Source organism: Thermogemmatispora aurantia (assembly GCF_008974285.1).
Taxonomy (GTDB): Bacteria; Chloroflexota; Ktedonobacteria; order Ktedonobacterales; family Ktedonobacteraceae; genus Thermogemmatispora; species Thermogemmatispora aurantia.
The window spans coordinates 1,556,365-1,569,771 of the sequence record NZ_BKZV01000001.1 but is presented as its reverse complement, the minus strand read 5'-3'; the positions used below and the strand labels follow the sequence as shown (position 1 = coordinate 1,569,771).

Sequence of the window (13,407 nt, the reverse complement as noted above, 5' to 3'; positions counted from 1 at the left end):
CCGTAACTTGTTCCCCGGCTCCTGATCCTGACGACCCGTTCGCTGTGACCCCCTTCCCTGGACGGGAGGGCGCCTCATTTTTACTGTATTGTACGGTCTGCTAGTCTGCCTGACAAGTGATTCCTGAGTGCAATTCGCCCACTGCTTTCAAAGTGACGGTCACCTGACAAGCGACTGGCGTTTCTCCCCTGACTCGTGCGATAATAGCCCCCGGCAACAAGCTGACCACCGTCTTTGGCTGTAGGATAGATGGAGCATGATGCGCAATGAGAGCTATCGTAGGAGGAGCCGGAGGAGTAGCCAGGGCAGGAAGAAAGGGAGCCGTCGCCGCTATCGGGGTGATGGCGGACGAAAATCACAGCTGCCGGGTCATTGGCTGGTATTGGCACTGGCCGCTCTGGCCGTAGCTGCCCTGCTTTGGCTCTTCTTTGACCCCGTGGCCCTGGAAGAGGAGGGTCGCTATGCAGTTGTGGGCCAGCCCTCAGTGTCGGCAGACTTCATTGATCAGGTGCTGACGGCTTATAACTCGCCGGCGGCGGGCGAGGGGCAGGCCCTCTATGCCGATGGGATCACTTACCATATCGATCCTGTCTATGCCCTGGCCTTCTTCCTGGAGGAGAGCCGCTTTGGTACCGCCGGGGTAGCGCGTTTCACCCATTCGCTGGGCAATATTCGCGCCTTGCCGGGCCAGGCGAGCTATGCTGGCTATCGTCGCTATGCCAGCTGGGAAGAGGGCTTTAGCGACTGGTATCGGCTGATTGCCAATGAGTACGTTGCTCGGGGGCTGGTCACAGTTGATCAGATTGTGCCCGTTTATGCTCCTGCCGCTGACGGTAACGATGTGGCCGCCTATGTGCGCACGATAAAACTGGCCGTTGATACCTGGCGCACTGGCAGGCTTCTCGTTTAGCGAATCGCGGTTGAGCACTGCTGGCTACCGGGCAGAACCTTCTCATTTTGGTATAATGGGAGAACAAAAAGTACCACGCTACCCGCTACCAGCGCCGTGGGCTGACCTCCTTCCTGTGGCTGCTGGTTACATCGACGGCTGCGTGCCAGAGAGGCAGGTGTTGCTATGGATGAGGCTGTAGAGAAGGAGAGAACCTCCACCGATGGGGCCTATATCTGGTTCCACTATAAAACCCAGTTTGCGGCTCAGGGGCGTCTCCATGTCATCCAGATGGAGGTGCCGGTTCCTGTAAACGCCAGCGTCGAGGAGCGGGAGCGTCTCCTCCAGGAAGCGCTGGCCGGCCTTGATCAGTTCAGCGCTCGCCTTGAGCAGCGCCTCAATCAGACATCTACGCCGCGTAAGGCACCTGGTGAAGAGGGAGGACGCAACGGACCGTCACGTCCCACAGGCCCGCGTGAGCCGCCGGCAGAGATGCGCCCCTCAACCTCAGCGCGACCGGCCTCAGCTCCTGTTGCTCCAGTCGAAAACCGGATGCCGCCCTCTGCCTCGCAGCTCCGGCGCCGGATGGCGCCCGCCTTGCCCTCAACCCCAGGCGTCTTCGGCAACCTCAATAGCGATCTCACCCTCCCGCAGTTTTTGCAAATTTTGCGTGATAACTTCAATATCGATTCAAAGCATGCTATGAGGCTGCTGGGTGTCAGGAGCCTCAGTAACATCAATCTGCGTGAAGCTCTAGATCAACTTCGCTACCTGCTCGCCCAGCACAGTTCGGCGGCGGGCCGCACGGCGAGCGCCAGCACCTCCGCCCCGAGCAGTTCGGCCTCCGCGTCGGTTTCGCTCTCGGAGCAAGCCTATCCCGCGGTTTTCTCGCAGCGCGAATTGAGTCAGGGGCGAGTTCGGGAGGAGCTGATAGTCGAGGGCGAGAGTGAAGAAGAAGAGCAGGCATCAAAAGAGGCAAACGAGCCTTCTCTTCCATCACAGGAGCAGCAATTTGAAGACGAAGATAGTCAGCGAGAAGGGCAGGAATATGTTTTTGATGAGGAAGAAGATGAACCTGACCAGTGGGACCAGGAGAGTGGAGGCGGATATGAGCGTGAGGATGGTGGAGAGGGAGAGGAGTTGAACCTGGAGGGCACCGGTAGGAGGCAGCTTTCGCTCCAGGAGCGTATTCATGCACGCACACTCTTAAACAAGATGCGCGAGGCTCGTGGCGGCACACCAGCCAGCCAGGCGCGTCTGACTGTCCTCTGGAACGTCATTGGTGAACAGATCAGCGAGGATGAGCTGCGCGAGCTGATAGGCCGTATCTGGGGAGTCACAGCTCTCAAGCAGCTCAGCATTGACCAGGTCGAAGCTCTGATTTCCTGGGCGAAGCAAGACAACTTTGACCGTGACGTTGCTGCCATCCTGGCTCTCCATTGAGCGACCTTGATAGGAGAGAGATGACCATGCGCGTTGTTGCCGGAGAGGCCAAAGGGCGGCGCCTCAAATCCCCTCGCACGCCTGGCACCCGCCCCATTATCGACCGCGTGAAGACGGCGCTCTTCGATATTCTGGCTACGCGCGTCGAAGGCGCCCGCTTTCTGGATCTGTTTGCCGGTACCGGCGGCGTGGGTATTGAGGCGCTCAGCCGCGGCGCAGCCTTTGCTACCTTTATCGAGATTGATCCGCGCGTCCTCAGAGTACTGCACGAGAATCTCCGGCTGACTGGGATGCACGAGCGAGCTGAGACGCTGCGCGCCGATGCCTTCAAGTGGTTACTGGCTCAGCAAGAGGCTGGGCCAGCCAGCGGCAGTGCAGGGGTGGGAGTGCACCCGTCGCGGCGAGCAGCGTATGATATCATCTATGTAGCCCCGCCGCAGTATCATCACCTGGCCGCTCGGGCCCTGGCCCTTCTCGATCGCTCGCCACTGCTGAGCGGGGAGGGCCTCGTCATTGTCCAGATCCATCCACGCGAGCGAGATGAGCTGCTAGCGGTGCCGCTAACACACCTGATCCTCGAAGACGAGCGGCGCTACGGAAGTACGCTCTTGCTGTTCTATGGCGCCAAAGCTGAGAAGGGGTATTCTGACTATGACAATCAAGCTGGAGAAGCCTGATTATATTGTAGTGTATGTAAGCGATATGGAGCGCTCGACGGCCTTCTATCGCGATATCCTGGGCTTGCCTCTACGCTTCAGCTCGCCAGGCTGGACAGAATTTGAGACTGGCTCAGTGCGCCTGGCCCTTCATCGCGCCGGCGGCCAGGGGCAGGCTCAGTTCTATCCAGGTCGACCGCCGGCGGGCGTTGCTCACCTGGCCTTCGTGGTCCCCGATATCCAGGCCGCCTACGAAGAACTGAAGGCGCGCGGTGCAACCTTCTCTCAACCGCCGGAGAAGCAGGTCACCGGCAATTTGATCGCTGTCCTGCATGATCCCGATGGTCTGGGCATTACCCTGCAGCAGCGCCTGACAGGCTAACAAGAAGACGGGGAGAGCAAGACGGCAAGGGAAAGAGGCCTTCGCTATCGAAGCGGAAGCAAAAGGAGTGCAGACTATGACCACCGGTGGAACGGCCAGAGGCCGCTTTGCCTTTCTGGATGCTGGCGAAGCGGCCCGCCGCCTGGGTGTCGATCGACGCACCCTCGATCAATGGGTCCAACAGGGCCGGATTCGAGCCTATAAGGGGGTAGGGCGCGACTACTTTTTCAAAACCGCCGACGTCGAGGCGCTCTACAAGGAGCTGCATCCAGAGCCTGAGCTGGCGCAGGCCATCGCCGCCGATGAGCAGGAAAGCGCAGTTGCTACCGGCGGCGCGCAACCGCTCCAATTCGTACCGCGGCGCAAGCAGCAGGACCCGGCTATGCGCGTCTATCTGCGCCTGCAGGCCGACACCAAGTGGTATGATGTCTCTGAAGAAGACATCCGCACCTGGTTTTTGCAGCTGGCTCCAGAAGGCTACGAGCGCAATCGGCGCAACGCCCTGCAGGCCATTCAGAAACTGCAGTACCTGGTCAGCCTCATCGAAGAAGCTCAGAAGCGCACACCCTGAATACGGCGGCTGACTGCTGGAGAAGAGAAAGAAGCGAGACAGCGAGCAGCGGGCCGTATTCGGACGAGGAGCGCGGCGCAGCCCCTGTGGCAGCCAGACGGCTCCCTTCCTGGCGAGTCCTGCCGATGGAATGGGGCCGCTGGCTGGCATTCGAGAAGCTTCCGCTTAGTGAGCAGGCAGGACGGTGAGCAGCTCGGCCACCTCGCGGATAATCAGATCGGCGCCGCGCTCGCGATAAAGAGCGATCTCATCGGGGAAGACGCGCATCACGGCCAGGAAATCAGGCTCGTCTGGCGTCTGAGTACGGCGATAGTTCAAAACCAGATCCAGATCGTCAGCCGTATCACCCACGTAGAGGCCGCCACTGGCCCCCACAGCGGCGATGGCCAGGCGCAGTGCCTGGGGATCAGGCTTCAGGCAATCGTCGCCGCTGATTACCACATCCCACCATGCGCCCCCGCTGTGAGCGGCCAAGCGCTCCAGAGCACTATCGACCTCGGGGCCGATGCGGCCAGTAATCAAGCCCAGCTTCCGCAGACCGGCGTCGTGCAAACGCATTGGCAGATCAGGAGGCAGTAGCAGCGTCTCGCGATGCACGAAGCCGGGCCAATCGGGCAGATAGCGTGGTTCGCGCCCGAAGCGCCGGCGGTACTCAGCCGCCCCCCAGTAGTATTCGTGACACAGCTCGCCCACCAGCTCATAGTCCGGGAGAGCACTGGCCGGAATCACCGAGCGCACCCACTTCAGACCGCCGTGTCCTTCCAGCATCGCCGCCCGTGCCAGCTCCATCCACTCGCGAGTACTGCGCTCCGCCAGCGGAGTCCCCTGCCACTCGCGCAGCTTCGCCGTATAAAGGCCGGCCAGCAGATAGCACATGTGCCAATCGTCGTTGAAGCCGCCAGCCTGCTTGAAGAACTTCACATCATCGAGCGTCAGCAGAGGGCGGCCCTCAGCACGGCCCCAATCCAGGCCGTGGAGGGTTCCAACAATATACTCAGCCACTGCAATATCGGTAGCGCGGAACGATTCGCTTGTTTTGATCAGAACGCCATCGACATCGAAGAAGAGCGTATCGCAAGGAACGGGAAAGCGCAACCCATTGCGTCTCCACGGAAGAGCAGATTCCATAGAATAAAGATAATCCTTTCTCTCAAAGTTTTCTCGCTCGATTGAGAAAAGCAGGACCAGGAGAAGGCGGAGCTTGGCCTGACGAGATGAGGCTAACACCAGTCAGGGATCGATCTCGATCGTCGCCTCCATGTCGTCCTCATTGAGCACATAGACGCGGTCCCACTGCTCGGCAGGAATCTCCTGCAGCGCCTTTTGCAGGAGGCGGATATGGTATTCAATCACCTGCGAACCGACCTGGCGCTCGCGCAGGCGATCACGCTCAAGGCAGGTAGCTAGCGAGACGTTGAAAACCACCAGGCATTTCAGGTAGCCGAAATGAAAAGCCAGCTCCCAGAGCTTGCGCCGCGCCTCCGCGTGGAGAGCTGTGCTATCGGCCACCGTGAAGCGCCCGTTGAACAGGCGCTTCCTGATTATATAGTGGAAAACGTCGAAAGTGTCGCGGTTGACCTGCTGATTGGTCGGATCATCACAGATCATGGCCCGGCAGTAATCCGAAGAGACCACCATCGTGGGTATCGCGCTGAAGTAGCGCGCGGCGAAGGTACTCTTGCCGGAGCCGGCAGGCCCGCAGAGGACCAGCAGCGTACGACGGGGAAGCTTCATCGAAACAGGCATGCACCTCGCTCCTTTCCACAGGCATTGCGATAGGTCCCTGGCTTTGATATAATGCCCGTGCACAAATGGCTCTAGTATGACCTATGCCCGATCTGGCGGGACGCGGCATCGTGCTGGGGAGGACGCTGGTTCTATTATCCACACCGGATCTCATCTACTTATAGCGATCTGGACTAATGAAGTGGTGCGCTTGAGCGCTCGCTCTACCAACCAAGACCAAGGCGCTGAGTCTATCAAGCAAATTTGTTTTGGATTGGTAACTTCCAAGCCGTCCCGCTCAGGTGCCGCGGGTGAGCCCAGCCCGATTGTACTAGTGAGGAGGCAGCTGTGTCTGTAAAAGTGCAGCCTACCACTGCAGAAATTCGCCAACGCTTCCTGGACTTCTTTGTCCAGAAAGGTCACTATCTGATGCCCAGCTCGTCGCTCATCCCGCGCGACGATCCGACGGTGCTCCTGACCACCGCCGGTATGCAGCAGATGATTCCTTTCTTTCTGGGGCGCGAGACGCCTCCCGCCACGCGGCTCACCTCGGTGCAGAAGTGTTTCCGCACGACGGATATTGATAAAGTGGGCAATGAGCGCACGCTGACCTTCTTCGAGATGCTGGGCAATTTCTCGGTGGGAGACTACTTCAAGCGAGAGGCCATCGCCTATGCCTGGGAATTTCTGACCCAGGTTGTAAAGATCCCTCCCGAGCGTCTCCATCCAACGGTCCATCCCGAGGATGACGAGGCCCCCCGCTACTGGACGGAGATCACCGGCATTCCTGATGAGGCCATTGTGCGCCTGGAAGATAACTGGTGGGGACCGCCGGGAGCCGCTGGCCCCTGTGGACCGGATTCGGAGATCTATTACGATCGCGGCGTCGAGCATGGCTGCGGTAGACCAGACTGCAAGCCCGGCTGCGAATGCGAACGCTTCCTGGAGATCTGGAACCTGGTCTTTATGCAGTTCTATCAGGATCTCGATGGTAAGCGTACGCCGCTGCCGCGCAAGAATATCGATACAGGCATGGGCCTGGAGCGCCTGACGATGGTCCTCCAGGGCAAGCAATCGGTCTTTGAGACGGACGTCTTCCGGGCAATTATCGACCGCTTCGCCACTCTGGCCGGCACGGCCTATGGCCGCGATGCCCGTACCGATACCTCGCTGCGCGTCATCGCCGACCACGGGCGCGCTCTGGTCTTTCTAGCCGCCGATGGCGTGCTGCCCAGCAACGAGGGCCGCGGCTATATCTTTCGCCGCATCCTGCGTCGCGCCGTCCGTCACGGTCGCTTGCTTGGACTGGAGAAGCCCTTCCTGGCCGAGGCAGCCGATACCGTGATCGAGCTGATGGGCGGCCACTATAGCGAGCTTCGCCAGCACCGCGATCGCATTGTGGCTCTGCTCAGTATGGAGGAGAAGAAATTTAATCAAACGCTCTCTACCGGTTTGCAGCTGCTGACCGAGCTGCTGGCTGAGCTAAAGGAGCGCGGCGCGACGGTTATCCCCGGGGTCGAGGCTTTCAAGCTGTACGATACCCACGGCTTCCCTCTGGAATTGACTCAGGAGATTGCAGCGGAGCAGGGCTTCACCGTTGACGTAGAGGACTTCCAGGAGGCCATGCGTCAGCAGCAGGAGCGCAGCCGCGCGGCCAGCCCCTTTGCCCAGGCCCGTAACGACCAGCAGCTCGCCGAGGTTGCAGCTCGCGTCACCCCAACCACTTTCCTCGGCTATGAAACCACCAGCGCTAGCGGCACTGTTGTGGCGCTGCTGGTCAATGGTGAAGAAGTCGAGAGCGTCAGTGCACCGCAAGAGGCGCTGGTGATTCTGGATCGCACCCCATTCTATGCCGAGAGCGGCGGCCAGGTTGGCGATCGGGGCCTGCTTAAAGGAATGGTAGGAACCTTTGTCGTCGAAGATACTCAACGCCCCCTCAAAAGCCTGATCGTCCACTATGGCCGGGTCACGGAGGGCTACCTGCGGGTTGGCGAGACGGTCCAGGCAGAGGTCGATGCCCAGCGTCGCGAAGACACTATGCGCAACCACAGCGCCACTCATCTGCTGCATAAGGCCCTGCGAGACCTGCTTGGTCCCCAGGTTGAGCAGCGCGGCTCGCTGGTTGAGCCGGAGCGCCTGCGCTTCGACTTTGCCTCTCCCCGTGCTCTCACCAGCGAAGACCTGGTCCGTCTGGATGAGCTGGTGAATAGCTGGATTCGCGCCGACTATCCGGTGATCACCGAGATTATGCCGCTGCAGGAGGCGCTCAAGACGGGCGCGATGGCCCTCTTCGGAGAGAAATATGACGAGCAGGTGCGCGTTGTCTCGATGGGGAGCAGCAAAGAGCTGTGCGGAGGTACGCACTGCCGCGCCACCGGGCAGATTGGCATCTACGTCACAACCCAGGAGACAAGCATTGCCGCCGGTATTCGCCGTATCGAGGCTCTCACCGGACGTGGCGCCGAGCAGTATCTGCGCGGGCGTAAGCTGCTCGTCGAAACCCTGGCGAGCCGCTTGCAGACCCAGCCAGACCATCTGATCGAGCGCGTTGATCAGCTACGCGACGAGCTGGCGGCACTGCGTCGCCAGCTGGGGCAGTATCAGCGAGAAGAGGCCAGACGCCAGGCGGCCTCTCTGGCGGAGCAGGCGCGCGAGGTCAACGGTGTGCCGGTGGTGACAGCCAGCCTTTCGGCTCCCGACGATCGCGTGCTGCGTGAGATTGCTGAGATGACGCGCAATAAGTTGGGGCGCCCAGGCGTAGTAGCGCTCGCTGCTGCCTACGATGAACGAGTAAGTGTGCAGGTCCTGGTCGCTCCCGAGCTGGTCCAGCGTGGTTTGCACGCTGGCAAGATCGCTGCCGCCGTGGGCCAGCGACTCGGCGGAAAAGGCGGCGGTCGGCCAGAATATGCTCAGGGTGGCGGACGCGAGAAAGAGGCCCTCAGCGCAGCGCTGGCCCTGGTGCCTTCGCTCGTTGAGCAGGCCCTGAGTTGAGCGCCGGCGCAGGCCCCTGCTCGGGCCTGCCCGGCCTCGCCCAGGACAACATCAGCAAGCTCCTACTCGGGAGAGAGCTGGCTCCATAGTGAAGAGAAAGCCAGCAGATAGACTCGCTCGCTGGCCCAGCCAGGACCAACCAACCGACCAATCAATCTGGCTGGAATGAGCCAGGCGTAGAGCAAGGACGCTGCCACACTGATGCCAGACCCGGGTGCTGCCTACCGCAGGAAGACCGGCAGCAGCCTCGCAGTCAGGAAGACGAGGGAGACAGACTCATCATCGCAGGGCAGGCGGTGCACACTGGCTGAGTGAGGAGGCCCACAGAAGGTGCGAAGCTGGTGCCCCTTGTTGTCCAGCAGGCATTGTGTTATAACGTACGTGTAGTGCTCGTGTTCACCTATTAAAGCCTGGACCGAAAGGCGGCATGTTCTCTGTGGCATGCATCAACAGGGGATGTTGTGAGTTCTGATGGTAAAGCTCTTTGACCGCTTGCGCTCTCTCTTCCGGGGACAGATCAGAGAAGGCAGCTACGAATATGTCCCCGAGGACGGCTACGAGGAGCAGTATGGTGACGGGAGTGGGCGCCAGTTCTATACTGCCCTTGATATTGGCACGGAGTACGCGAAGGCGATCGTCTTCGAGGTTGTAGATGACCAGGGCATCGTGCTCGGCGTGGGTCGGCATCGCCAGAGCTACTCACATATGTCCGATGGCATCGTCACGGATATCGAGGGAGTCATTCAGGGCTGCAATGAGGCTCTGATCCAGGCTGAGCGAGCTGCCGGCGATATCGTGGCGCCGGATGCAGTCATTGGCATTGCTGGCGAGCTGGTCAAAGGCAGCTCGATCACGGTGACCAAGACCCGTCAGCAACCGAACAAGTTCATTACGCCCGATGAGCTGGAAAGCCTGATCGGCATGGCTCAGCAGAAACTGCTGAAAAATGCCCGCGATCGTATTGCAGCTGAGACGGGATATCAGAATATTGAGGTGCGTCTCACCAACGCTGCGGTGATCTCGGTGCGCGTTGATGGGCAGGTGGTCACGAACCCCATTGGTTTCCGCGGGCGCCACCTCTCTCTGACCCTCTTCAGCGCCTTTGCTCCCCTCATGCAGTTAGGGGCGCTGGAGACCGTAGCCCAGGGTCTTGATCTGCGCCTGGTGGCTATCGTGGCGGAGCCGTATGCCCTGGCGCGCTGTCTCAGCACCAACGCGAGTGCTGATAGTGGGGCGATCTTCATTGACGTGGGGGGGGGAACAACCGATATCGCCCTGGTGCGCCAGGGTGGCATCGAAGAGACACGCATGTTTGCCCTGGGAGGGCGAACCTTTACGCGGCGCCTGGCGACGGGCAAGGGTCTCTCGTTGAAGGAAGCGGAGAAGCTCAAGGTGCTTTACAGCAATGGGATGGTCAAGGGTCACGAGCGCGATGAGATCAGAGCCATTCTGGCTCCCGAGTGCCAGACCTGGATGGACAGTGTGGAGCTGCTCATCGAGGAATTGGCGAAGAACGAGCTTCTACCGCCAGCGATCTATATGGTTGGTGGTGGCTCAGCTCTACCAGATCTGCAGGAAAAACTACGGAGCTTTCCCTGGACAGAACGCCTACCTTTCGCCCGTCCGCCGCTGATTGAGACGGTCCAGCCGGATATGGTCACCAGCATCCTTGACCCGCGTCAGCTGCTACGCGATGCACAGGATATCACGCCGATGGCCCTGGCCTACCAGGCTATCGAGCTTCAGAACGAGAACAGTACTCTGGAGCAAGCGCTCTACAAAGTGATCCAGAATATGCATCTCTGAGGCGTGAGCGCGCGGCAAGTGGTCAGGTGGGAGAGGAGAGCCGTCGCGCATTGCCACTGGTGTTTCGCCCTGGCTGGCAACCAGCCGAAAAGCACAGACAGGCATGAGACAACGACAGAAGACAGGGCCCACGTAGAAGCAGTCGCGTGCTGGCCTGCATGCAGGGAGTAGGGCACATGTCTGACGAGCAGCAGATCATTTATCTTGGCCCCGAAGAGGAACTGACCGACGTGCGCCAGCGCCTGGAGAAGGTTCCGGCGCGGCGTCTCATTCTGGTGGTGCCCCCGCAGACCAAATTGCGCAGCCACGTGGGTTGGCGGCTGCTGCATGCACGCACGCGCGAGCTGGGCAAGGATGTGCTCGTCGTCAGCTCGGATCGTCAGGTCCGAGTGGTGGTCAAGGCTGCAGGCTTCAAGGTGGCCGAGTCTCTGACCTCTCCTCCCAGCAGTCGAGCGCGCCCGGGCAGCCGGCCCGCACGTACCCTGCAACATAGCTCTAGCTCACGGTCATCGACACGCGGCCTTGCGGCGCGTACTCGCGCTGAGCAGCAGCGCGCTCTCTCTAGCGGAGCTGAGGAGAGGGAGGAGAAACCGTTATTGCCGCGCGCGCCGGCGCCCGGCCCGAGATCGCTGAAAGGGGTGGAGGAGCCTGGCTCATTGTCAAGCTCTTTCGAGCGCCCACGCGAAAGCCGGGAACCACTCATCGAAGACCTGGCCAGTCCTCAGCGCCCCGCTGAGGCAGGCGGCTCCGTCCGCCGATACTCTCAGCCATCGACCGAGCACTCTTATGACTTTCATATCGAACCAATCGATGCCGCCGCGGAGATCTCTCCACTCCTCCCGTCTGGGCAGGAGGAGGATGAAGCTGAGGATACGCTGCTGGAGGATTTCCGCACCGCCCAGCACATTCGCCAGGCCGCGCAGCCGGGTCCCGCACACGCTGCGCCTGCCGGCATGGATCGGCAGTCCTATACTACTGCCCCCCTTGAAGCAGGAGAGCGCCAGGAGGAAGAGGAAGCAGCCGATCCCTTCAGTCGTATCGAGGAGATCTCCCCCAGCTCTCTTCCCGAACAACGTGGTGCCTTCGCTCCCATCGATGAGGTCGAGGACGATATTCCGGCGATCTCGGGTCGGCGCGGAACGCTGCTGGAAGCCGAAGTCGAGGATCTGGGTGATCAGGGGGATATCGCCCTGCCAGCGACACACCTTTCTGTCGAGCGCTGGAGTACCCCTGGTGGCGAGGAGCCAGCGGAGGAGGAGGAAGACTTCCCGTCCTCCGTGTCCGGGTTGGGGCCGCGGAGCTATAGCAGATCATCCCCTTCGCGAGTGAGTGGCTTTGACGGAGAGACGGCTATCCCTGACGCTGAAGAGGAGGAGAGCGAGCTGGGTCTGCCCGATATTGAGGCGTTGCCCACGCGTGCGTTGCCTCCCCGTTCTGTTCCTGAGCCTCCACGTGTGATCAGCGGTTCACTGGTAAGGGGACCAGCTGGCTCGGCTGCCCCCAGAACAGCTTTGCCGGGAACAGCGCCCCGTGGGCCGGGCGAGTTGGTTTCGGGCCGGCCTCAGAGCAAAACGGCATCCACCACCGGCGCCGGTGCACGGGTCACCGCAGCCCGTTCCCCCCGTCGACCAGCCAGCACACGCAGCGCCAGCGCTCGTGGCCCGTTGCTCTTCGTGGGTCTGCTTGTGCTCTTGCTAGCTCTTATTGCTGCTCTTGCCTATTATGTTCCCTCCGCTGAGGTGAGTTTCACGCTCCCTGCGCGGGCCTTTAGCCAGAATCTCCAGTTCACCGCTAGCTCTACCACGCGTTTGGATGTGGCGGCTCATACCTTGCCAGCCCAGGTGCTGCTCTTTAGCCGCAATGTCCAGGCTCAGGGACGGGCGAGCGGGCTGGCGCGGGTTGGCGTGGTTAAGGCCCACGGGACAGTTGAGTTTACCAATGAAGGCAACCACTCGCTCGTCATCCCGACAGGCACCATCGTGGCAACCCCCTCGGGTATCCAGTTCAAAACGACCGCCGAGCCGCTGATTACGCCCGGAACTACCTATCCGGTCCAGGTTGAGGCGGTCAATCCCGGCACCAGCGGCAATGTGCCGGCCAATAGCATCACGGTCATCCCCCCCGAGAGTCTGCAGCAGATCGGGGCCTCTGCCAACGAACTGACGGTCACCAATCCTCAGCCTACCTCGGGCGGTGGCCTGGGCAGCGTGCCTCAAGTGACCAATACCGATGTTGATACCATCAAGAGTCAATTGGATACTCGATTGCAGCAAGAAATGCGTGACTGGCTCAAGCAGCAACTGCATAACGGCGATATGGCTGGTCAGCCAGTGGTGCAGGAGCAGGTCAATGCGACGCCTGCCGTTGGTCAGGTGACCCCTGGTGGGAGCTTCACAGCGACCCTTACCTTCCAGGCAGCGGTCCTGGTGGTCCGCGCTGCCGATATTCAGGAGGCGGCCCGCGCTGCTCTCAATGCTGCTATCCAGAAACTGCAACAAGGGTATGAACTGCTCAGCGAGAAACCTGTCTCTATTACAAGCTTGAAAGGGACGTCCCATAACAGCGGCAGCTCCTTGACGCTGACTTTGACGGCCACAGGGCTGGTTGGACCGGCGATCAGTGACGAAGAGCTGCAAAGCCAGCTCAGCGGGAAGGCCAAGGATCAGGCGCTCAACGATCTCAACAGCCTGCTGGCCACTCGCCTTGGAAAGCAGGCCGTGGATATCCAAACGGCCATCTCCGTCAATCCGAGCTTCTATCCCTGGATGCCCTTGCTACGCGATCATATCCATATCCATCGGAACATCGTGACAGTCTCCTGATCTCGTAGGAGAAGCTGTAGACGGAGGCAAGAGGAGCGCCGACGGCAGATGGGCCCGTACTGGCTGGCCACGCTGTCTGTCGGCGTTTTTCTTGAGCCAGGCCAGTGGCGAGCGCCGCGGGA

10 protein-coding genes are annotated in these 13,407 nt (G+C 60.6%); 8 read left to right on the top strand and 2 right to left on the bottom strand.

Annotated features, from left to right (window positions below; translation table 11 throughout):
• Positions 1–256: 256 nt before the first annotated feature.
• From KTAU_RS06060 to KTAU_RS06040, 5 genes are all read left to right on the top strand, one after another.
• Positions 257–910 (top strand): glucosaminidase domain-containing protein, encoded by a 654-nt coding sequence (locus KTAU_RS06060; RefSeq protein WP_151727483.1) that lies wholly within the window; start codon positions 257–259, stop codon positions 908–910.
• 165 nt (positions 911–1,075) lie between these two features.
• The gene (locus KTAU_RS06055; protein ID WP_151727482.1) at positions 1,076–2,332 is read left to right on the top strand and encodes a hypothetical protein; all 1,257 of its coding nucleotides are present in this window, start codon (positions 1,076–1,078) and stop codon (positions 2,330–2,332) included.
• Between the two features lie 20 nt (positions 2,333–2,352).
• The gene (gene rsmD / locus KTAU_RS06050; RefSeq protein WP_151727481.1) at positions 2,353–3,009 is read left to right on the top strand and encodes a 16S rRNA (guanine(966)-N(2))-methyltransferase RsmD; all 657 of its coding nucleotides are present in this window, start codon (positions 2,353–2,355) and stop codon (positions 3,007–3,009) included.
• Positions 2,984–3,370: a VOC family protein gene (locus KTAU_RS06045; RefSeq protein WP_170293086.1), complete on the top strand. Its 387-nt coding sequence runs from the start codon at positions 2,984–2,986 to the stop codon at positions 3,368–3,370. Before rsmD ends, KTAU_RS06045 begins: the two co-directional genes overlap by 26 nt.
• Before the next feature lie 76 nt (positions 3,371–3,446).
• Positions 3,447–3,941, top strand: coding sequence for a helix-turn-helix domain-containing protein (locus tag KTAU_RS06040; RefSeq protein ID WP_151727479.1), 495 nt, complete (start codon positions 3,447–3,449; stop codon positions 3,939–3,941).
• Between the two features lie 165 nt (positions 3,942–4,106).
• Here the strand turns inward: KTAU_RS06040 and KTAU_RS06035 are convergent, their stop codons facing one another.
• Both KTAU_RS06035 and KTAU_RS06030 read right to left on the bottom strand, forming a co-directional pair.
• Positions 4,107–5,069 carry an HAD family hydrolase gene (locus KTAU_RS06035; protein ID WP_151727478.1) on the bottom strand — a complete coding sequence of 321 codons (963 nt, stop codon included), beginning with the start codon at positions 5,067–5,069 and terminating at the stop codon, positions 4,107–4,109.
• A gap of 102 nt (positions 5,070–5,171) precedes the next feature.
• Positions 5,172–5,687, bottom strand: a complete 516-nt coding sequence (locus KTAU_RS06030; protein WP_151727477.1) for an AAA family ATPase — start codon at positions 5,685–5,687, stop codon at positions 5,172–5,174.
• Positions 5,688–6,014: 327 nt separating this feature from the next.
• Here KTAU_RS06030 and alaS point away from each other — a divergent pair, with 327 nt between their 5' ends.
• The 3 genes from alaS (at position 6,015) to KTAU_RS06015 (ending at position 13,285) form a co-directional block, all read left to right on the top strand.
• Complete coding sequence (alaS, locus tag KTAU_RS06025) at positions 6,015–8,657, top strand: alanine--tRNA ligase (RefSeq protein WP_151727476.1); 2,643 nt, start codon at positions 6,015–6,017, stop codon at positions 8,655–8,657.
• A 471-nt stretch (positions 8,658–9,128) separates the two neighbouring features.
• Entirely contained in the window at positions 9,129–10,463 is a 1,335-nt protein-coding gene (locus KTAU_RS06020) for a cell division FtsA domain-containing protein (protein ID WP_112429873.1), read from the top strand.
• Between the two features lie 176 nt (positions 10,464–10,639).
• Complete coding sequence (locus KTAU_RS06015) at positions 10,640–13,285, top strand: baseplate J/gp47 family protein (protein ID WP_170293085.1); 2,646 nt, start codon at positions 10,640–10,642, stop codon at positions 13,283–13,285.
• Positions 13,286–13,407 lie beyond the last annotated feature (122 nt).

Excerpts from the sequence above, each read along its gene's own strand:
- KTAU_RS06055 (WP_151727482.1), top strand. The coding sequence starts at position 1,076 with ATGGATGAGGCTGTAGAGAAGGAGAGAACCTCCACCGATGGGGCCTAT.
- KTAU_RS06015 (WP_170293085.1), top strand. The coding sequence starts at position 10,640 with ATGTCTGACGAGCAGCAGATCATTTATCTTGGCCCCGAAGAGGAACTG.
- KTAU_RS06060 (WP_151727483.1), top strand. The coding sequence starts at position 257 with ATGATGCGCAATGAGAGCTATCGTAGGAGGAGCCGGAGGAGTAGCCAG.
- rsmD (WP_151727481.1), top strand. The coding sequence starts at position 2,353 with ATGACCATGCGCGTTGTTGCCGGAGAGGCCAAAGGGCGGCGCCTCAAA.
- KTAU_RS06030 (WP_151727477.1), bottom strand. The coding sequence starts at position 5,687 with ATGCCTGTTTCGATGAAGCTTCCCCGTCGTACGCTGCTGGTCCTCTGC.
- KTAU_RS06040 (WP_151727479.1), top strand. The coding sequence starts at position 3,447 with ATGACCACCGGTGGAACGGCCAGAGGCCGCTTTGCCTTTCTGGATGCT.
- KTAU_RS06020 (WP_112429873.1), top strand. The coding sequence starts at position 9,129 with ATGGTAAAGCTCTTTGACCGCTTGCGCTCTCTCTTCCGGGGACAGATC.
- KTAU_RS06045 (WP_170293086.1), top strand. The coding sequence starts at position 2,984 with ATGACAATCAAGCTGGAGAAGCCTGATTATATTGTAGTGTATGTAAGC.
- KTAU_RS06035 (WP_151727478.1), bottom strand. The coding sequence starts at position 5,069 with ATGGAATCTGCTCTTCCGTGGAGACGCAATGGGTTGCGCTTTCCCGTT.